Here is a 21,128-nt window from a genome sequence, read left to right on the forward strand (position 1 = left end):
AGAAGCGCCCCGCCCGCACACGAGAAGCGCCCCGCCCCCGAATGCTCGGAGGCGGGGCGCTTCGCACGTCGCGGCTCAGGCCGAGACGGAGGGGATCACTTCGCGGCGCCCTTGGCGGCGACGGCCTGGACGACCAGGTTCGCGAAGACGTCCTCGTGCAGACGCACGGTCGCCTTGTACTCGCCGAGCGACTTGATGGGAGTCGTGAACTCGACGGAGCGGCGGTCGATGTCGCGGTCGAACGCGGTCTTCACGGCGTCGGCGACCTCCTTGGAGGTCACGGCGCCGAAGAGACGGCCGTTGGTGCCGGCGCGCTCGGAGACGACGACGGGCTTCGACTCGAGCAGGGCCTTGAGCGACTGCGCCTCCTCCAGGCTCGCCACGGCGCGCTTGCTGCGCGCGGAGCGGATCTGGTCGAGCTGGCGCTGGCCGCCGTCGGTCCACGGGGTGGCGAGCTTGCGCGGCAGCAGGAAGTTGCGCGCGTAGCCGTCCTTGACGTCGACGACGTCGCCCGCGGTGCCGAGGCCGGTGACCTCGTTGGTGAGGATGAGCTTGGTGGTCATGTGCTTCCCTTCCTCGCTCAGCGACCGGAGGTCGAGTAGGGCAGCAGGGCGATCTCGCGGGCGTTCTTCACGGCCTTCGCGATCTTGCGCTGCTCCTGCACGGACACGCCGGTGACCCGACGCGCGCGGATCTTGCCGCGGTCGGAGATGAACTTGCGCAGCAGGGCTGCGTCCTTGTAGTCGATCGACTCGACGCCCGCGGCCTTCAGCGGGTTCTGCTTCTTCTTCGGCTTGCGAAGAACAGGCTTGGCCATCGTGGTGCTCCTTGTTCCTTGGTGCGGAGCCCGGGTCTCCCCGGGATGGGTGAATGGTGTGTGCGCAGGGCGCCTGCCCTGCAGTGGTCGGGGACGCGTCCGTCCGTCGACCCCTCGGTCCCGCGCCCGGTCACCCTCGGGTGCTCAGCGCGGATCCCTCGGGATCAGAACGGCGGGTCGTCGTACCCGCCCTGGTTGCCGCCGGCCCACGGATCCTGGTCGGCGCCGCCGCCCTGGTTCCCGCCGTAGCCGCCCTGGCCGCCTCCGGAGAAGCCGCCGCCCTGGCCGCCCTGGGGGCCGCCGAAGCCGCCGCCCTGGTTGCCCTGGCCGCCGCGCTGACCGCCGCCGTTGAAGCCTCCGCCGCCGCCGCGCTGGACCTTGTTGGCCTTCGCGGTGGCGTAGCGCAGGGACGGGCCGATCTCGTCGACGTCCAGCTCGATCGAGGTGCGGTGGTTGCCCTCGCGGTCGGTGAAGGAGCGCTGCTTGAGGCGACCCTGCGCGACCACGCGGGTGCCCTTCTCGAGGGACTCCGCCGCGTTCTCGGCGGCGTCGCGCCACAGCGAGCAGCGCAGGAACAGGGCCTCGCCGTCCTCCCACTGGTTCGACTGGCGGTTGAACGTGCGGGGGGTGGAGGCGATGGTGAAGGAGGCCACGGCGACGCCGGACTGCGTGAAGCGCAGCTCGGGATCGGCCGTCAGGTTCCCGACCACCGTGATGATCGTGTCATTGGCCATGCTCTGCTCCTGATCTCCGGGTGCTCTCGTGCGGGGGTGGGGTGCGGCGAGCCGACGTCGGCTCCGTCATGCGGCTGCGGGTCCGGGGTCCCCTGTCTGCGGGGTCCGCGGGGTCCGCGGCCGACGGGCCGGTCAGCTCTCGCGGATCACTTCGCGTCGAGACGCATGAGCTTCGTGCGCAGGACGGACTCGTTGAGTCCGAGCTGGCGGTCGAGCTCCTTGGCGGTCTCCGACTTCGCGGTGAAGGACAGGACGACGTACACGCCCTCGGACTTCTTCTGGATCTCGTAGGCGAACTTCCGCTTGCCCCAGACGTCCACCTCGTCGATGGTTCCGCCTTCGGCAGGGATGACCTGCACGAGCTTCTCAAAAGTGGTGCCGACGGTCCGCTCGTCGATCGACGGGTCGAGGATGACGACCATCTCGTACTTGCGCATGTTCGAGTACCCACCTCCTGTGGTCTCAGCGGCCACGGGACTTCCGTGGCAGGAGGGTTCCATGCTGTCCGGGCCGCTCGGATCGCGGCACAGACCAGCCAAGACTACCCGGGCGTGCGCAGGCCCGCCAGGCCGATGCACGGCGTGCGCGGGGGATCACAGGGACGGGCCCGAGGGACGTGGCGCCGAGGGCCGGGGCAGAGGGCCGAAGACCCTCAGACGGCGCGGCTCACTCGCCGTCGTCCTTCGTGGCCTTCTTCGAGTCGCCCGAGCCGGAGTCCGTCTTCTTGTCTCCCGAGCCCTTGCCGGAGTCGCCCTTGCTGTTCCCGGAGTCCCCGCCCTTGTCGCCGGAGTCCTTCGAGTCGTCCGAGTCGTCCTTGCTCTTGTCGGAGTCGTCGCCCTTGTCCTTGTCGGAGTCCTTCGAGTCGTCCTTGCCCTTGTCCGAGTCGTCCTTGTCGGACTCCTTGTCCGTGGGCTTCTCGGACTTCGAGGACTCCTCCTCGGTGGGCTTCTCCGACTTGGAGGACTCCTCCTCGGTCGGCTTCTCCGACTTCGAGGACTCCTCGTCGCTGGGCTCCTCGGACGGCTCCTCGGTCGGCTTCTCCGTGGTGGGCGCCTGCGTGGTGGTCGGGGCCTTCGTCTGCGGGGCCTGCGTGGTGGGCGCCTTCGTGGCGTTGCCGGCGGAGGTCTTCTGGTTGTCCAGGACGACCTCGCCGTCGAACTGCTCGATGGGCTCGCCCTCGAGGGTCTGGGACATGATGCGGCCCCAGATCGTGGCCGGCCATGCGCCGCCCGTCATGCTCGAGACGCCGCCGAACGGGGTGAGCTGCTCCTCGCTCTTGCCGTCCTCGGAGGGCTGGAACATGCCGACCGCGGTCACCATCTGCGGGGTGAAGCCCACGAACCAGGCCGACTTGAAGCTCTCCGAGGTGCCGGTCTTGCCGGCGACGGGGCGTCCGCCCATCACACCGGCGACGCTGCGGGCCGATCCGGTCGACGGCGGGCCCTGCAGGGCGACGGTCGCGTTGATCGCGACCTTCTCGTCGAGCACGCGCTTCGAGCTGTCCTTGTGCTCGTACTCGTCGGAGCCGTCCGGGTTGGTCACCGAATCCACGATGTAGGACTCGTGGTGGACGCCCTTGGCGGCGATCGTCGCGTACGCCTCGGCCATCTCGCGGACGGTCGGCGAGGCGCTGCCCAGCACGTTGGAGGCGTCGTCGTTCAGACCCGGGGTCTTCTCGGGGATGCCCAGCTGCACGGCGGCCTTGCGGGTCTTCTCTGGCCCCATGGCGACGTTCAGCCCGGCGTAGGCGGTGTTCACCGAGTTCGTGGTCGCCTGCCGGAGGGTGATCGGTCCGTAGGAGGTGTGGCCGAAGTTGTTCACCGTCCAGCCGCCGAAGGTCCGCGGCGAGTTGCCGTCCCAGGTCGAGTTCAGGCCGTAGCCGTTCTCCAGACCCGCGATCAGGGCGAAGCTCTTGAAGATCGAGCCGGCCTGCATGCGCGACTGCGTGGCGTCGTTGATCGACTGCTTCACGAAGTCGGGCCCGCCGTACATCGCGGTGATCGCGCCGGAATCGGGGTCGATCGACATCGTGCCCACGCGGTTGGCGTCGGGCCGGCCCTCGTCCTTCAGCCCGTCGATGGTGTCGACGGTGATGTCCTGGTCCTTCTTGGAGACCGTGGAGACGATCTTGTACCCGCCGGTGTTGATCTCCTCCTCGGTGAAGCCCTGGCGCTCGAGCTCGCTGCGCACCATCATCAGCAGGTAGCCGTTGGTGCCCTCGAGGTAGTTCTGCTGCTTGTTCTTCGTGGTCTTCGGGAACTCGAGCTTGTCGGCCTGCGCCTCGGTGAGGGCGCCGGTCTGGTTCACCTCGCGGGTGATCACGCGGTCCCACTTCTTGGCCGACGCCTCCTTGTCGTTCGCGGGGTCGTAGGCCGACGGGGCCGGGATCACGGCGACCAGCAGCGCCGCCTCGGACTCGTCGAGGTCCTTCGCGTCCTTGCCGAAGTAGGCCTCGGAGGCGGCCTGGATGCCGTAGGCGCCGCGCCCGAAGTAGATGGTGTTGAGGTAGCGGGAGAGGATCTCGTCCTTGCTGAGCTCCTGGTCGGCCTTGAGCGCCATGATCATCTCCTTCACCTTGCCGGTGTAGGAGGTGGTGGTGCCCGTGTAGTACCGCTCCACGTACTGCTGGGTGATGGTCGAGCCGCCCTGACGGGCGCCGCCGCGGAGGTTGTTCCAGAGGGCGCGCACGATGCCCTTCGGGGACACGCCGCGGTTCTCGTAGAAGGTGGAGTCCTCGCTCGCGACGACCGCATCCTTCACGGTCTGCGGGATGTCGTCATTGGGCAGGATCGTGCGGTTGACCTCGGAGAACTGCCCCATCTCGGTCTTGCCGTCGGAGAAGTAGACGCGCGTGGTCTGCGCGACGGCGACGTCATCGGCCTGGGGGACGTCGGTCGAGTTGTAGAGCCAGACGGCCCCGCCCAGGCCCAGCAGCACGATCAGCGCGATGGCGCCGCCGAACATGCGCAGCGAGGGGAACCAGCGCAGCGGGCCCTTCTTGCCGGCGCGCGGGTAGTTCAGCGCGGCGGCCAGACCGGTGCGCTTGGCGCCCCCACGGCCTCCCTTGGCCCCGCGGCCCGAGCCGGCCGCTGCCGAGGTGCTGCGCTTCGCGGTCCCGCTCTTCGCGGTCCCGTTCCTGGCGGCTCCGCTCCTGGCCGCACCGCTCGCTCCGGCGGCTCCCGCCCCGGCGGTGCCGGCGCGGCGCGCGGTGCGGCTGGTGCCCTTGGGCGAACCCTCGTTCGCGGATCGGGCGGCTGCCGAGCTCGCGCCCGCGCTCCTGCCCGATCCCTTGCCCGTGCTCTTGCCGGCGCCCGCACCGCTCGTGCGGCTGCGGCCCTGGGAGCCCGGGAACTGCTTGCGCGCCGAGGAGGCGCCGTCGCCGGCGCCGCGGGACCGGCCGGTGCCGGAACCGCCGTCGCGTCCGGATCCGGACGACGGACGCGAGGGTCCACGAGAATCGCTCACAGCTGCTCCTGACGGCTCGACTCCAGGGCATCCCGGTGCGCCTGGGGCAGGCGTCCGGGGGCGAGGCGCCGAAGGGCACGGCGTCGCAGTCCTCCAGTATCCGCACGAGCGCGCACGGATGGGAACGCCCCGGCGGTGACCATCACACGGCCTTCACCCCACCCGTCCAGGTGGGACGAGGTGCGGGTGGCCCATGCCACAGCCGTCCCGGAGGGTGGTGCGGTCCTGCGTCAGCTCACCGCCGGAACGGCCGTGCCCCGCGGTCGCACGGATCGTTCACCCACGATCCTCCCACCAGGCGCGCAGGCGGCGTTCGGCCTCCTCCTCGCCGAGGGGGCCGTGCTCCATGCGCTCCTCGAGGAGGAAGGCGTAGGCCTCGCCGACCTCGCGGCCCGGGGGGATGCCCAGGACCTGCATGATCCGGTTGCCGTCGAGGTCGGGGCGGATCCTGTCGATCTCCTCCCGTGCGGCGAGCTCGTCGATGCGCTCCTCGAGGTCGTCGTAGGCGCGGGCGAGGGCACGGGCCTTGCGGCGGTTGCGGGTGGTGACGTCGGCCCGGGTGAGGCGGTGCAGGTGCTGCAGCAGCGGACCGGCATCGGTGACGTAGCGGCGCACGGCCGAGTCCGTCCAGCCGGAGTCCGCGTAGCCGTGGAAGCGCAGATGGAGCTCGACCAGTCGGGCGACGGCCTTCGTGGTGTCCTTGTCGAAGGCGAGCTTCTTCATGCGCTTGGCGGTCATGCGGGCGCCCACGATCTCGTGGAAGCGGAAGGTGACCAGGCCGCCGGGCTCGAAGCGGCGGGTGGCGGGCTTCCCCACGTCGTGCATGATCGCCGAGAGCCGCAGCACCAGGTCGGGGCTCTCGCAGGGGCCGCCCGATCCGGCGGGGCTCTCGAGGTCGATGGCCTGATCGAGCACGGTGAGCGTGTGCTCGTAGACGTCCTTGTGATGGTGGTGCTCGTCGCGCTCGAGGCGCAGCGCGGGCAGCTCGGGGAGCACGTGCTCGGCGAGCCCCAGATCGACCATGAGCTCGAGGCCGCGGCGCGGGTGGGCGCCCAGCAGGAGCTTCACGAGCTCGTCGCGGACCCGCTCGGCGGAGACGATCTCGATGCGCGCCGCGAGCTCCCGGATCGCCGCGGCGGTCCGGTCCTCGATGGTGAAGCCGAGCTGGGAGACGAAGCGCACGGCGCGCATCATCCGCAAGGGGTCGTCGTCGAAGGACTGGCCGGGCTCGACAGGGGTGCGCAGCAGCTCGCCGGCCAGGTCGTGCAGGCCGTCGAAGGGGTCCACGAACTCGAGCGAGGGCAGGCGCACGGCCATCGCGTTCACCGTGAAGTCGCGGCGCGAGAGGTCGCCGGCGAGGGTGTCGCCGAAGGCCACCTCGGGCTTGCGGCTGGTGGGGTCGTAGGACTCGGTGCGGTAGGTCGTGATCTCGACCTTGATGCCGTCGCGGGTGGCGCCGAGGGTCCCGAACTCACGGCCCATGTCCCAGATGGCGCCGCCGTGGGTCCAGCGCCGCAGCACGGTCTCCGTCTCGTCGGGACGTGCGGAGGTCGTGAAGTCCAGGTCGGCGCTCGAGCGGCCCAGCACCGCGTCCCGCACGGGCCCGCCGACGAGCGCGAGCTCCTGCCCGGCCTCCTCGAAGAGGCGTCCGAGCTCGTGGATCGGCGCGGGCAGCGCCTGGAACATCGAGGTCGCGCGGGTGCGCGCGGCCGTGAGACGTGCGGAGCGCTCGTCGGGGTGCTGCGGGTCGGTCACAGGAGTCCTGTCATGTCTGGGGCGCGGGGCGGTGAGATCCCGGGACGAGGGCTCCGCGGGGCCGACGGCCGTGAGGGATGCCCTGTGGAGATCTCGCGGCAGGCCCGGTCACCTGCCGGGCTCTACCGTATCGGCCGCATACAGTGTCCCCATGTCCGAGCCGAGCCCGTCCGTGCACCCGCGCGCGCCGCTCCCCGGACCCCGGACCCTCGCGTCGGCCGCCCCGCGCCTCCTGCTGGTGGCGCTGCTCGCCCTCGCTCCGGCGCTCCTGATGCCGACCGGGCCGGCGATCGCGCAGGTCACAGCCTCGCAGGCCCCGTCAGCTCCGTCGGCACCGTCGACCCCGTCGGCTCCCCGGCCCGCGGAGCCCGAGGCGAGCGGCGGGGTGAGCCTCGACCTGCTCGACGGCGGGGCCGTCACGCTCAAGCCCGGGGGGAAGCTCACGCTGAAGGTGCGGCTGACCAACCGCGGCACGACGACGATCGAGGATCCCGCGCTCGAGCTGCGGGTGCGCACCGATCGCGTCACGGACCGGCGCACGCTCGCGCAGTGGCAGCAGCAGGACGGCCCGGACACCTACGGCGTCCCCGCGACCACCGAGAAGGGCCCCTCGACGCTCGACGCGGGCGACTCCGCCGAGCTCACCCTCTCGGTCGACGCCGATGATCTGGGCCTCTCGACCGCGTCCTACCTGTGGGGGGCGCGGCGCCTGTCGGTGACGGCCACGGATGCCGACGGCCCCCTGGCCTCCCTGCGCTCGTTCACCGTGTGGCGGCCCGACGACGCCGACGCGAAGATCGCCGGGAGCGTGCTGCTGCCGCTGTCGGCGAGCGACCCCGGCGCCGCGGTCACCGATCCGGACGCGTACGAGGCGTCGGCCGAGAACGGCCGGCTCAAGGATCTCGAGGGCCTCGCCGCGCGCGACGACGTGGACTGGATGCTGGATCCCGCGCTGCTGGATCCGCCCGCGCTCTCGGACGCCGGGTCCGGTGGCTCCTCGGGCTCGGGATCGTCGGGGTCCGACTCCTCGGCGGATGCGGACGACGGGGACGACACGGGGGACGACGGCGACTCCGCGCAGACCCCGCCCGCGCGCTTCACGACGCCCGATGCCACGAAGCACCTGGCCGACACCCTCGCCTCGGGGGCGAAGGACCGCGACGTGATCGGGCTCCCGTACGCGCAGTCGGACACGATCGGTCTGGAGCAGGCAGGCACCACCGACCTCTCCGACGCGCTCGCCGCCCGCAGCGAGAAGGTCTGGGAGGACGCCCACATCGACCCCCTCGGCGAGGCGGTGACGATCCCGGGCGAGGAGGCGAGCGGCGAGACCCTCTCCCAGGCCGTGACCAGCGGCGCCGATCTGCTCGTGGTGCCCTCGTCCTCCCTGCGCGCGGACCCCGTGGGGACGGTGACGCCCTCCTCGGTCGGCACCTTCACCGCGGGTGATCGGACCGTGCCCGTGCTGGCGCCGGACCCGACGCTCTCCGAGGAGGTGTCCCAGCTGCGCACGGGCGAGGACGTGCAGCAGGTGCGCCAGCGGATCCTCGCGGAGACCGCCGTGATCGCCTCGGATCAGTCGAGCGCGCAGCGCCAGGTGCTCATCGCCCCGCAGCTCGGGGAGGACATGGACGAGGGTGCCGTCGCCTCGACCCTCGACGCCCTCGACGCCGCGCCCTGGATGACGCAGGGACACGTCTCCGACCTGCTGGACGCGGCCGAGGACGGCGACATGGTGACCGACACGGGCGCCACGGGCGACGGCCTCTACGCGCTCGGCGAGCTCGACGCGGACGACGTGCACCCGTCGGGCCCCGGCGAGGACGGCACCTGGGCGCACCTTCCGCGCGCCCGATCCCGCGACGAGGTCGACACGGGGACTCTGCAGTCCCTGCAGCGGTCCCTGCGCTCGATGAGCACCGTCGCCGCGGTCGCCGAGGACGACGCACCGTTCTCCGCGACGCGCAGCCTGATCCTCACCACGACCTCGACGACGCTCGCGAAGGACCATGACGAGGCGTCGCGCCGCGCGAGGACCGCGCAGAAGGACGTCGCGGCGATGCGCGAGGCCATCCACGTGGTGCCCGCCTCCGGCTACAACCTGGTCTCCGACTCGGCCGGCGTGCCAATCACCGTGACCAACGACCTCGACAGCCCGATCACGGTGAAGGTCGACGTGAGCACGGACCGGCCCATCGTGCGCGTGGGCGACCCGACCACGGTCGAGGTGCCCGCGCGGCAGAAGAAGGAGGTGACGGTCCCGATCGACGCGATCGCGAACGGGACCGTGACCCTCACCTCCACCGTCCGCTCGGAGGACGGGGAGGAGCTCGCCGCACCCGTGTCGGTCCCGCTCAGCGTGAACCCGGCATGGGAGAACTGGACGACCATGGTGCTGGTGGGCGCCATGGGCGTGCTCGTCGTGGTGGGCGTGCTGCGGGCCCGACGCACGGGCTCGCGCCGCCGTGCCGCCGCGGCCGAGCTGACGGACGATGGCGAGGGGGAGGCCGCAGGGGATGCGGCCGACGAGGAGAGACGATGAGCGCACCACGACGCATCCAGCACCGGCCGCGGCATCTGCGGCCGGGCCCGCCGCGTGCCCGGCCGCGACAGGCCCCGGCGCGCCCGGCCCCGTCCGCCGCCACGACGGCCCCCGCACCTGCCGACCCGTCGGCCCCCGCCGCCCCGAGCACCGACGCGGCGCAGCAGGTCTTCTCCTCGCGCACCCCGGCTCCCGCGCGCCGCACCGCGCCGGTCTCCGACGAGGTGGCCGCCGCGCAGGCGGCCGACCTCGAACGGGCGGTCGCGACCCTCGACGAGACGACGGGTTCGCTCGACCCGATCACCGAGCAGATCGCCACCGGCAGGGGTGACCGCTCCACCGACGGCGCCGGCGGCTCGACCGACCGTGCGGGCGGCTCGACGGATGGTGCGAGCAGCACGACCGACGGCGCGGGCGACACGACGGATGGCGCGGGCGACACGGCCGACGCGTCCGCTCCGAAGCTCACCAGCACCCGCGCCCGGCTCATGCGCGCGACCGCCGTGATGGCACTGGGCTCGACGGTCTCCCGCGCGCTCGGGTTCGTGCGCAACTTCCTGTTCGGCGCCATGTTCCTGGGCATCAGCAGCTCCGTGGGCAGCGCGTTCAGCTCCGCGAACGTCGTGCCCAACACGATCTGGATCATGATCGGCGGCGGCACGCTGAACGCGATCCTGGTGCCCGCGATCGTGCGGGCCGCGAAGCGTCCCGACCGCGGCAGCGACTTCACCTCGCGCCTGTTCACCCTGGTCACGGTCGCCGCGGGCGGGGTGACCCTGCTCGCGATGGTGCTCGCACCGCTGCTCATGGTGCTCACCAACGGCTCGCTCCCGCCGGACACCTACGCCCTGGCCGTGCAGCTCGTGTACTGGATGATGCCGCAGATCCTGTTCTCGGCGCTCTACCTGATGCTCGGCCAGCTGCTGAACGCGCACGACTCCTTCGGGCCCTACCAGTGGGCTCCCGTGCTCAACAACCTCGTCGCGATCGTCGGCGCGCTGATCTTCCTCGCGATCTGGGGCAGGCAGGGCGATCCGACGGCCTGGACCGTGCCGATGGTCGTGGCCCTGGCCGCGATGAACGTGGGCGGCTCCGCGATCCAGGTCGTCTTCCTCTGGTACTTCGTGCGCAAGCTCGGGCTGAAGCTGCGCCCGAAGTGGGGGTTCCGCGGTCTGGGACTGGGCAAGCTCAGTCGCATCGGCATGTGGAGCCTCGGGATGCTGATCGTCGGCCAGCTCGCGCTGTACGCCGGACGCTGGAGCGTGGGCGGCGCCGTGGAGGCGGCCGAGACCAGTCAGGGGACCGACGCCTCGAGGCTCTTCCCGGGCCTGGGCACGATGGACTGGGCGTACACCGTCTTCATGATCCCGCAGGGGATCCTCGCGGTCACCCTGGTCACCGCCGCGTTCCCGTCGATCTCGCGGAGCGCCGACGAGGGCGACCACGAGCGCGCCCTGCACCGGTATCAGCAGACCAACCGGATCCTCGCGGTGCCGATGATGCTGTGCGCGGCCGTGTTCATCGCGCTGGCCGGGCCGATCATGTGGGTGATCGACGGCGGCTCGAGCGTCGCCGGTGCGCAGGCGAGCGCGTGGGTCCTCGCCGCGTACATGCTGGGACTGGTGCCGTTCTCCGCGAACTACCTGACCAAGCGCGCGTTCTACGCGTACGAGGATGCCCGCGCCCCCTTCTGGATGCAGATCCCGACCTCGGCTCTGCCTCTGCTGGGCGTGGCGCCGGTGCTGCTGTTCGTGGATCCGCACTGGCAGGCGGCGACGGCGGCCCTCGTGGTGTCGCTCGGCAACGTCGTCGGCTGGGCGTACGGGCAGTGGATGCTGCGGCGGCACGCCCGCGCGCTCGGTGCCTCGCTGGACGGAGGCGCGAAGGCGATGCTGCTGCTGGGCCGGCTGCTCGTGGCGGCCGTGGTCGCCTACCTGGTGGGCGACGGTCTGGTCGCGCTGATGGGCGGGGCGATGTGGATGAACCGCGTGCTCACCGTCGTCCTCGGCCTGGTCGTCGGGGCGGTGGCGAGCGCCGTGTTCGTGGCGGTCGCGTGGGCGCTGCGCGTCGAGGAGCTGCGATCGCTGATGGCGATGGTGCGCGCGCGGATGCCCGGCGGCGGCCGCCGGTCAGCGGGCACCCGTAGCATGTGACAGGCCGCAGGGCATCAGGATGTCGGAGAGGGACGGACACAGGTGAACGAACGACACCACGAGCACGCGGTGCGCGAGCGCTGGAGCGTCGAGGCGAAGATCCCGCTGTCGGGCGTCGCCGAGGGCGCGTCCTGGCATCGCGCCCGCTCCGTGCGCTCCGGTGAGCTCGTCACCCTGTTCATGGTCCACGGCGACCTCGCTCTCGAGGTCGCCGACGCCGCCCGCCGCGCCTACCTCGTGGAGAACCCTCGCCTGCTCCCGGTGCTCGACGTGACCGTGTTCGGGGATCCGCGCGAGGCCGGCGAGGGATCGGCCGACGGCGCTCCGCTGACCGTCGTCGAGTACCCGGCCCCGCCGGCGCCGCCCCTCGCCGCGCTGTTCGCGCAGGGCGCGCTGCGCCCGGAGACCGCGCGGTCGATCATCGGCGAGGCCGCGTCGGGCCTCGAGGCCGCTCGCCGCCGCGGTCTGCGCCATCAGCATCTCGACTCCAACCGGGTCTTCGTGGACACCGCGAGCGGGGAGGTGGCGGTGCTGGGCGTGGGCGTCGAGGCCGCCGCCCATCGCGATGCCGAGCACGACGGCCGCCTCGCCTCGTTCCTGGACGTGACCGCGCTGGTCGCGCTGCTGTACCGGGCGCTCACGGGCGCCTCCCCGTCGGCCGCCGACGGTCCGTTGCCCCGCCCCTCGCGGATCAGCACGCGGAACATCCCGCAGGACCTCGACATGCTGTGCGAGCTCGTGCTCACCGAGGGCGATCAGCCCGTGCCGGAGACCACGCGCGACCTCATCGCCGAGCTCGAGCCCTGGCAGTCCATCCCCGTCACCCTCGAGGCCTACGATCCCCAGGATCCCTCGCGCGCCCCCCGGGACGCGCAGGCGACGACCGCGGGAGCACGCGACGCAGGCACCGCAGGCACCGGCACCACCGCAGGCACCGCGGCCGCCGCGGCCGCCACGGACACCGCGACCGCCGCGGGCACCTCGACCGCCGCGGGCACCGCCGCACAGGATCCGTCCGGCGGGGCACAGGACAGCTCCAGCTCCGCGGGCGCTCCGGGTCGACCCCCCGGGGCCGAGGACACCTCCTCCCCGGTGCCCGAGGGGCAGGGTCCGACGGAGGGCTCGAGCACTCCAGCGCCCAGCGCCTCCGGCGATGCGGGAGCCCGATCCCCGCGAGAGGGCTCCGCGGGGCGCCTCGACCTCGACCAGGAGCCGCGCGCAGACATCGAGAAGGTGCACACCAGTCGCACCGCCCGTCGTGCCGCCGCGGCGGCTGCCGCCGGAGCGGCGACCGGTGCGGCAACTGGTGCAGCGGGCGCAGCAGCCGCTGGAACGGACTCGACCTCCGGTGGCACGGACGCGACGTCCGAGAACACAGGCGCGACCACCGGCGGCACGGCTCCGACCACGGGCGACGCGGCTCCGACCACCGGCGACGCCGGCGCGGGCGCCGCCGACAGCGCTGCACCCTCCGGCGACGCGGCTGCGACGACGGCGCACCCCTCCGGGCCGAGCGCGTCCAGCGCACCGTCGGCCGATGCGGGAGCATCTCCGTCGGCGGATGCGAGCTCCTCCTCGGCGGCAGCGCCCACCGCGGAGGACGCCGCGGCTCCCGAGGCGCCACCGGAGGACACCACGGGGACCGAGGCCGCCGAGTTCGTGCGCGACCTGCACCTCTCCGAGACCCGCAACAAGGCCGCCTTCCCCGGGCACCTGGATGTCCAGGAGAAGGAGAACCCCCTGGTCGCGGCGACGATCCCGCCGGCAGCGGCAGGTCGCAGCGCCGTGCTGCCCGGCTCCTCCCGCGACGCGGACGAGGCCTCGTGGACGGATTCCGTCGCGCAGACCCCCGTGGAGGAGGAGGACGCCTCACCCGGACCGATCATCGTGCGCGGACGCCCCGTCACCTACGGGGACGAGGACCAGGACGCCTGGGCGGCGACGCCGCATCGGGGCAGCGCTCTCGTCCGCGACGTCGTGGGTGTCGCGATGAGCGCCGAGGACAGCTCGAACGTGTACACGACCACGGCGGAGCCCGACGAGCAGCGCTCCCGGCAGACGCAGTGGATCCTCATCGGCGCCGCCCTTGTCGTGATCATCGCCCTGGTCTTCGCGATCACGAGCGTCACCTCGGGGCTGCGAGAGGCAGCCACGGGCCCGAACGAGAAGGCGACGACGCAGCCCGCGCCCACCGAGTCGAAGACGAACGCGCAGGTCCAGCCCACGGAGACCACGGAGTCGGCGACCGAGGGCCCGCCTCCCACCTTCGGCGAGCCCGAGGTCTTCGCCGAGGGCGGCAACGGCAACGCGGACCACTCGGAGGATTCGAGCCGCCTGACGGACGGATCGAAGGACTCCTACTGGTCCACGAAGATCTACCAGAGCGCGGACTACTCGGGCCTGAAGGACGGCATCGGCATCAAGCTGCCGTTCGAGAAGACCTCGACGCTGAAGAAGATCACCGTGAGCACGGCCGATTCCGAGGGCGGCTCCCTGGAGCTGTACGCCCTGAAGGAGGACGGCAGCCGCGGCGACAAGCTCGGCGACGGCGAGTTCACCGACGGCGGGGACGTCGAGTTCACCCTCGACGAGCCCGTCCAGGCCGACGGCGTGGAGCTGTGGATCGCGGAGCTGCCGAGCAGCACCACCGGTGACGGATTCCGCGCCCGGATCCAGGAGATCAAGGCGGAATGACCGCACCCGGGATCCGCCACCGTCGCCCGGGCGCCGGACCCGGGCCGACGTCCGGCCAGGGCGTGAAGACCTGGGTGGTGGTGCTCGCGCTCGTGCTCGCGTCCCTCGTCGGACTCATGCTCTCCGAGGCCCTTCAGCAGTCGACCACCGAGGTGGCGCGCGGCAGCGCGGCGTCGTCCCCTGAGACGGGCAACGCACCCGGGAAGAATTCCTCGGGTCTGCCCGTTCTCACAGAGAGCACCTTGGGGACCGAGGCGCAGCGGCTGGTCGCCTCGGGCGGCACGTTCCAGGCGCCCGCGACCTTCGACCTCAACCGGTGCCTCGAGCAGCAGGGCGTCACCGACGCGCCGATCGTGATGGAGGAGATCGAATGGGGAGCGGACTCCGGTCAGTACTGGATGATCGTGCACGGCCCCTACCAGCGCGATTCCCTGCGGGCGAACGGCGGGATCGTGCAGATCACCGTGGTCCGTCCCACCTGCGGCACCGAGAGCGCCGACGCCGCGGGCACGCTGGTGTGGAACGGGTCGACGAACATCGGCAGCGTCTGACCGGCGCGCCCACCGCCCTGCCGGGCGCGACGCCTCCCGCCCGTTCCGCCGCCTCCCGCACCGTCCACTTCCCACGCCCCCGATCTCTCCCTCGCTCAGACCACCCGGCGTCTCCGCTCCCGCCCGACCTCCGCGTCGGTTCCCGACCTCGACGCCTGCTCCACATCGGAAGGACCCATCCATGACCCAGCCCATCCAGGCCCTCAACATCCTCGGCGGCGCCGGATCCACCACGCCCGCCGCGGCGACGACGGCCCCGGCCGCCGCTGCGACCGACAGCTCCTCGGCGGACGAGACCATCCATGAGGTCCTCATCGTCGGCTCCGGCCCCGCGGGCTACACCGCGGCGATCTACGCGGCGCGCGCCGAGATGCGCCCCGTGGTCATCGCGGGTGCGCTGGACGCGGGCGGCGCCCTCATGACCACGACCGATGTCGAGAACTACCCGGGCTTCGCGACCGGCATCATGGGCCCCGAGCTGATGGGGACCATGCAGGAGCAGGCCGAGCGCTTCGGCGCGGAGATCCTCTTCGAGGACGCGATCGACGTGCAGCTCGAGGGCCCGGTCAAGACGGTCACCCTGGAGGACGGCACCGTCTACCGGGGTCGTTCGCTGATCATCGCGACGGGCTCGGCGTACCGCGAGCTGGGCATCGAGGACGAGAAGCGCCTCTCCGGCAAGGGCGTCAGCTGGTGCGCGACCTGCGACGGCTTCTTCTTCAAGGACAAGGAGATCGTGGTCGTCGGCGGCGGCGACAGCGCGGTCGAGGAGGCCACGTTCCTCACCCGCTACGCCACGAAGGTGACCCTCGTGCACCGACGTGATGCCCTGCGCGCCTCGAAGATCATGGCCCGACGGGCCGAGAACGATCCGAAGCTCGACTTCGCGTGGAACGCGCAGGTCGTCGGCATCAACGGCCAGGAGCAGGTCGAGTCCGTGACGGTCAAGGACACCGAGACCGGGGAGGAGCGCACGCTGCCGACCTCGGCCGTGTTCGAGGCGATCGGCCACGAGCCCCGCTCCGCGCTGTTCCGCGACAAGGTGGAGCTCGACGAGCAGGGCTACATCGTGGTCCAGGGCCGCTCGACGCACACCTCCGTGGAGGGCGTCTTCGCCGCCGGCGACGTCGTGGACCACACGTACCGCCAGGCCATCACGGCCGCCGGCAGCGGATGCCAGGCGGCCCTGGATGCCGAGCGCTGGCTCGCCCTGCAGGACGACGAGCCCGAGCAGCTCGCGACCGCCGGTGCCCGCGAGGCCTGAGGCCCGCACGCTGCACCCCGAGGCCGTCATCGTTCTGGTGACGGCCTCGTGGTGTCTGCCGTGCCGGCCCGCGCGCACTCTGCTCCAGGAGCTGCAGCGCCGGTGGGGTGACCGGGTCTTTCCGCTGGTCCTCGACGCTGACTCGGCGCTGGCGAGCCGCGCCGACGTCGATGCATACGTCCGCGCTTCCGGGACCGGCGACGATGCCGGGGACGAGGCCGAGGCCGATCATGGGGTCACTGCACCAGATGGTGTTCCGGGCGCTCCTGTTCTCTCACGTCTGGCGGTGGATCATCTCCCCACCTGGATCCTTCTCCGCCCCGCGGATCAGCACGGAGAACCGGATCCACACGTCCAGCTCCTGCCGCACGCTCCGGAGGAAGATGGTGTCCCCGGCACCACGCTCGCGGGGGAGAGTCTGGAAGGGCACGGTCTCGTGCTCGAGGGAGCCTGGCGGGAAGCCGGGCGTCGCATCGGGGCTGTACCGAAACTCGAGATCCTCGCTCTCGTGGACGAGCCGGACGCGTCTCACGCTGCTGGAGCCGCGGTCCGAGCCGCCGAAGACCGACGCTGACACTCTGGAATCCGGAAGGGCGACGCAGAGCGGCGGCATCTGGGCGACGAGGCCGTCGATGGCGCAGAAGGTGTGACGCCATGTCTCCAAAGCGTGCTCCAGGCGAGAACCATGGACGCAGTCTCGGAGTCCGATTCGCCTCGCGGCGTTGAATGGGCCCGAGAGTGCGCGTTTCACGATCCTGCAGGGTCGACGCTCCCAGATCGCCACACGTCGCCGTTCTGGGACTGGTGCATCGCCACGCCGTTCCCACGAGGACCGATACCGAGACTGATGCTTGGGTCCACACATCTTCACACCGTTGTCCACAGTCGCCAGGCCACTTCTCCACAGAGTTATCCACATTGTGCTTCACGTTCGCGCGTGTTCCGCCTTCGCTCTCCGCTCGACGGGGGACGCGCGCTGGGTTCCTGACCAGGGGCTTTATGGCCACACATGACACTGTGTGACTCAGCTCGCATGACGCCGCCCTCGCTTGTCCACCCGTGTGTCCACCGGATTGCGCACTCCGCAACACGTTGTCCACATCCTCGTGCACACTGTGCATGCCCACGTGAAACCCATGGGCGCTGCGCCCTCTCGCCGCGGGCCGTAAATCATTCGTGACATCGCGTCGGTCCTTCGCCAGCGCGCGTTGCGCGCACGGGATCGGGTTTCACGCGAAACCCGAACGGCGCACTGGACGTGCCCGGCCGCCTCGTATCATTCGTGCCGAGGTCCGTCGCGGTCACAGTGTCGTACCCGAAGGCCCGAGCCCACCGGCCATGGCAATGGCGCCCGTCCATACCCTCACCCAATCTGTACGCGCGATGTCTCGTCGCACGTGGAACCTCATCCACACGAGCACTGCACCGTGCATCCCGCGATGGGGGTCCGGCGTTTCACGTGAAGCATGGTCACCATGTCCTTCAAGACCTCGTTCGCGCGAAGGGCTCGTGCGCGCCTCGCGCATAAAATGAATGCGGCCACCGCGGTCGCGAGCTCCATGCGACGCTCGAGAAAGGCTTGCATCCACACGTCGAGCGGGTGGCGCGAAGACAAACACGCAGGTCAGTCGCCCTTTTCTCCTTCGTTGCACGTGGAACACCGAGTAGCCCCGCTGCAGCCCGTCCCTAGAGAGCATGTGGAGAAGCCACTCAGCATGTTTCCTACGTCCCGCACTCGTTCCACGTGGAACACCGCGTTGGCGATGTCGTCCCGTTCGTGACATCGCCCAGGATCGCAGCAACCCCATCAACACTTAGCCCAGGGCGGCGTTTCACGGGAAACGGTCGTTGATTGCGTACTCCGGAGCCCTTCAGATAGATGCAACATCCCCGACACGGCACTCTGGCGCCGGTGGAGCTGCATCGGACTGCGCTCGACAATGTCGACGAACGCTGACCACACAGGGCGGTGACTGCGCCCCGACTGGAGAGCCGTGCACCGCGCCAGGACAACGTTCGTTCCACGTGGAACAACAAGCCCTCCGTGAAGAGGGCGGTCACCTGCAATCGGCCAACAATCTCGTCTGCACATCGCCGCGGCGCGTTCCACGTGAAACTCGAGCTGCTACTACGACACGTGGACTCGTCCCGAATCACGAGTACATCCGCTCTGCCCAGCGAGCCACGTTTCACGTGGAACGTCTCGGCGACGTTCACGCCCGTGTGCGGGAGCGATGCTAGATCCCCACATCCATCGGAGCGGCACAGGGTGCAGGAGAACTCAGGCCCGATGCCGGTCGAGCAGCGAGTCTCCGCACGCAGCCACCGCCGCGCCACAGCTCCCGACGGGAATGTTTCACATGGAACGACGCAGTGCGCCTCCGCTGGGATGCGAACGCAAGCCCTACAAGCAACGCTCGTTCCACGTGAAACCTGGCTTCTATCTCATCGGCAGCCCTAGTCGTCCCCAGATCAAAGACAGGATGAGGTGAAAGGGCGTTCCGGCAGGGACGCAGGCGCCCGTGCGTGACGCGGTTTCACGGGAAACTCTCTCGTGGCGCACGCACCGCGTAAGAGCGCGGGGCGTCGAATGCGTCACCAGGACGGCTTCCTCGTCGTTCCATAATCCCGATCAGCAGTGCAGTTTCCGGGGACCCTAGGTCACCAAGCAGCACTCTCGTTCCACGTGGAACACCCTCCCGAGGCCGAGTGAACCCACGACGGCACACCGTGCAGTCGACTCTCCACAGCCGAGTCCACACATGTGGAAACCACTATCGCGACGACCAGGGGTGGCGGTTACGACCGTAATGGCGGGTGATTAGCTTTTGTAGCATCTTACTGTGCTACATTTTGAAGCTGCGCATCCCGGGGATCATGGCCTACGCGAGCCTCAGCCCATCTCAAGAGAGGAGGCGAGGGCAAGGTCAGCCGACCTGGCCCAGTACGTACGGCGAACGGCGCAACCGCACGTCCCACCTATCGGCCCGGAACATCGAGCACATCATCCTCATCACCAAGCTGCTCTGTCTGTCGAACTGGACATCTGCGCCGATACGAAGAAGCCCTCCCCGCTTCAAGCGGGGAGGGCTGTATCGCGGCTCAGGCTCAGGCGCGGTCGCGCTCAGCTCTCCTGCGAGCCGAATGCCTCACCGAGGTCCAGGCCGATCTTCGCTGCGAGCCGCTCGAGATCGTCCAGGTTCGAGAACTCCATCGTGATGCGACCCTTGCGCTTGCCCACGTCGATCTTCACGGGAGCCTCCAGACGGTTCGAGAGCCGACTGGTCAGGTCCACCACGCGGGGGTTGTAGCTCGTGCGCCGGGGAGCGGGGCGGTTTGCCGCCGGCTCTGTCCCGCGGGAAGCGAGGCGCTCGGTCTCTCTCACGGAGAGCCCGTCCGCGACCACACGCTGCGCGAGCTCCTCCTGGAGTCGAGGATCCTCGATCGCGAGGAGAGCACGCGCATGGCCCGCCGAGAGCGCGCCACTGGCCAGGCGCCGCTGCACGAGGGCCGGAAGGCGCATCAGGCGCAGGGTGTTCGAGATCTGGGGCCGGGAGCGTCCGATGCGATCGGCGAGCTCGTCCTGCGTGCAGCCGAAGTCCTCGAGGAGCTGCTGGTAGGCCGCTGCCTCCTCCAGGGGGTTCAGCTGGGACCGGTGGAGGTTCTCCAGCAGGGCGTCCCGCAGCAGGTCGTCATCACTGGTGGCACGGATGATCGCGGGGATCGTCGCGAGCCCGGCCCGTCGGGCGGCACGCCAGCGCCGCTCGCCCATGACGAGCTCGAAGGACTCGCCGTCATCGGTGACGGGGATGGGCCGCACCACGACGGGCTGCAGCACGCCGACCTCGCGCAGCGAGAAGGCGAGCTCGTCGAGCTGATCATCGTCGAAGTCCGTACGGGGATTCCGGGGGTTCTCCCGGACCTCGTGGATCGGGATCTCGGCGAACTCGGCACCGGGGACCGGCATGAGGCCCCTCTGGTCATCCGCGTCGGGGTCCGCCGCGGTGTCGTCCGCTGCGCTGTCCGCCTCGTGGGCGTCATCGACGCTGGAGACCGTGTCGGAGGGTTCGACTGTCGGTGCTTCCCGCGGTGACGAATGCTCTTCCATGTCCTCGCGCGCGGGGAACCGGTGGCCGGGATCGACGTCCACGACCGGACTGTCCTCCCGAGTCGGTTCATCAGCGTCCGCAGTGGCAGCGTCCGAAACGGCCGCGTCCGGAGCCGCAGCGCCCCGCGGGGCGCTGTCCTCGTGCGCAGCGGTGGGATTCGGGGTCGGCTCGGCGCCGCCGTCGGCGCTCTGCGGTGCCTTCTCCTCGTCGGCCCGCTCCGCGGAGGGGGCGTCCGCAGCAGTGGCCTCGGTGGAAGCACCAGCACGCTTCGCCGGTGCCGTGGAACGCGTGGACTTCGTGGACCCCTTGGAGCGCGCCGCGGACGCGCCGGACGCCGGCTTCGCCGCTGCCGCAGTGGATCGAGAGGAGGACTCGGCGTCCTTCGAGGGCGAGGACTCCGCGGAAGAGGACTTCGACGAGGAGCTCTTCGAGGAGGAGGTCGCGGCCGCGCCCTTCGACGCCGTGGACTTCTTCGCGGCGGCCTTCTTGGGATCGGACTTCTTCGCCGCGGGTTTCTTCGCCGCGGTCTTGGTGGATGCGGTCCTCTTCGCGGTGGGCTTCTCGGCCTTCGCCGTCTCGGTGGACGCGTCGTCGGCGTCGGCCGTGCCGGCAGGGGCGTCCTGCACCGGTGCCTCCGAGGGGGAGGCGACGCTGCGAGCGGCGACACCCCCGCGGGCGCGGGAGGAACGGGTGGTGCGGGAGGCGGCGCGGCGCTCACGCGCATCGCGCGCCATGTCGCCCGCGATGTCCCCACGGGCGGCGCGGGCGCGCTCGGAGGACTGCCCCTCCGTCGGCTCGCCGGAGAAGAACATGTCGACGGGACGGGTGGACGCACCGCTCTCGCCGGGCTCGGCGGACGTGCGCGGATGGCTGCGCGTGCGCAGAGGCTGCTCGGCGGGAGGCGTGGACCCCCCGGGGATCAGCGCACCCAGACCGCGTCCGAGTCCTCGCTTCTGCGTCATGTCCGTCCTCACTGCTCAGTGATCGTGCGGGCCTCCGGGGCGTCCTCGCCTCTCGAGCCGTTCATGGGTTCAGGGTGGTGTG

General features: G+C 70.8%; 13 protein-coding genes. 5 read left to right on the forward strand and 8 right to left on the reverse strand.

The genetic code is table 11. The features are described from left to right. Nucleotides 1-95 precede the first annotated feature (95 nt). The 6 genes from rplI to MHY49_RS00870 form a co-directional block, all read right to left on the reverse strand. Complete coding sequence (gene rplI / locus MHY49_RS00845) at nucleotides 96-563, reverse strand: 50S ribosomal protein L9 (RefSeq protein ID WP_239201793.1); 468 nt, start codon at nucleotides 561-563, stop codon at nucleotides 96-98. Between the two features lie 17 nt (nucleotides 564-580). Next, nucleotides 581-817, reverse strand: coding sequence for a 30S ribosomal protein S18 (gene rpsR / locus MHY49_RS00850; protein ID WP_152353950.1), 237 nt, complete (start codon nucleotides 815-817; stop codon nucleotides 581-583). Nucleotides 818-981: 164 nt separating this feature from the next. Beyond that, nucleotides 982-1,551, reverse strand: coding sequence for a single-stranded DNA-binding protein (locus MHY49_RS00855; RefSeq protein ID WP_239201796.1), 570 nt, complete (start codon nucleotides 1,549-1,551; stop codon nucleotides 982-984). Nucleotides 1,552-1,697: 146 nt separating this feature from the next. After that, the gene (rpsF, locus tag MHY49_RS00860; protein ID WP_228359647.1) at nucleotides 1,698-1,988 is read right to left on the reverse strand and encodes a 30S ribosomal protein S6; all 291 of its coding nucleotides are present in this window, start codon (nucleotides 1,986-1,988) and stop codon (nucleotides 1,698-1,700) included. A gap of 229 nt (nucleotides 1,989-2,217) precedes the next feature. Beyond that, nucleotides 2,218-5,016, reverse strand: a complete 2,799-nt coding sequence (locus MHY49_RS00865; protein WP_239201799.1) for a transglycosylase domain-containing protein — start codon at nucleotides 5,014-5,016, stop codon at nucleotides 2,218-2,220. A gap of 276 nt (nucleotides 5,017-5,292) precedes the next feature. Further along, the gene (locus tag MHY49_RS00870) at nucleotides 5,293-6,702 is read right to left on the reverse strand and encodes a CCA tRNA nucleotidyltransferase (protein WP_239201956.1); all 1,410 of its coding nucleotides are present in this window, start codon (nucleotides 6,700-6,702) and stop codon (nucleotides 5,293-5,295) included. 220 nt (nucleotides 6,703-6,922) lie between these two features. Between MHY49_RS00870 and MHY49_RS00875 the strand changes: the two genes are divergently transcribed. The 5 genes from MHY49_RS00875 (at nucleotide 6,923) to trxB (ending at nucleotide 15,975) form a co-directional block, all read left to right on the forward strand. Further along, nucleotides 6,923-9,313 carry a DUF6049 family protein gene (locus tag MHY49_RS00875; RefSeq protein WP_239201801.1) on the forward strand — a complete coding sequence of 797 codons (2,391 nt, stop codon included), beginning with the start codon at nucleotides 6,923-6,925 and terminating at the stop codon, nucleotides 9,311-9,313. Then, nucleotides 9,310-11,466 (forward strand): murein biosynthesis integral membrane protein MurJ, encoded by a 2,157-nt coding sequence (murJ, locus tag MHY49_RS00880; protein ID WP_239201802.1) that lies wholly within the window; start codon nucleotides 9,310-9,312, stop codon nucleotides 11,464-11,466. Before MHY49_RS00875 ends, murJ begins: the two co-directional genes overlap by 4 nt. A 42-nt stretch (nucleotides 11,467-11,508) precedes the next feature. After that, on the forward strand, nucleotides 11,509-14,160 hold the full coding sequence (locus MHY49_RS00885; protein ID WP_239201803.1) for a hypothetical protein: 2,652 nt from the start codon (nucleotides 11,509-11,511) through the stop codon (nucleotides 14,158-14,160). After that, nucleotides 14,157-14,711 carry a hypothetical protein gene (locus MHY49_RS00890; RefSeq protein WP_228356729.1) on the forward strand — a complete coding sequence of 185 codons (555 nt, stop codon included), beginning with the start codon at nucleotides 14,157-14,159 and terminating at the stop codon, nucleotides 14,709-14,711. Before MHY49_RS00885 ends, MHY49_RS00890 begins: the two co-directional genes overlap by 4 nt. 181 nt (nucleotides 14,712-14,892) lie before the next feature. Next, nucleotides 14,893-15,975 (forward strand): thioredoxin-disulfide reductase, encoded by a 1,083-nt coding sequence (gene trxB / locus MHY49_RS00895; RefSeq protein ID WP_239201804.1) that lies wholly within the window; start codon nucleotides 14,893-14,895, stop codon nucleotides 15,973-15,975. 274 nt (nucleotides 15,976-16,249) lie between these two features. Here the strand turns inward: trxB and MHY49_RS00900 are convergent, their stop codons facing one another. Then, entirely contained in the window at nucleotides 16,250-16,726 is a 477-nt protein-coding gene (locus MHY49_RS00900; protein WP_239201805.1) for a hypothetical protein, read from the reverse strand. 2,373 nt (nucleotides 16,727-19,099) lie between these two features. After that, the gene (locus tag MHY49_RS19240) at nucleotides 19,100-21,046 is read right to left on the reverse strand and encodes a ParB/RepB/Spo0J family partition protein (protein WP_370645929.1); all 1,947 of its coding nucleotides are present in this window, start codon (nucleotides 21,044-21,046) and stop codon (nucleotides 19,100-19,102) included. Nucleotides 21,047-21,128 lie beyond the last annotated feature (82 nt).

The sequence above is a fragment of the Brachybacterium sp. ACRRE genome, from assembly GCF_022346485.1.
GTDB classification, from domain to species: Bacteria; Actinomycetota; Actinomycetes; order Actinomycetales; family Dermabacteraceae; genus Brachybacterium; species Brachybacterium halotolerans.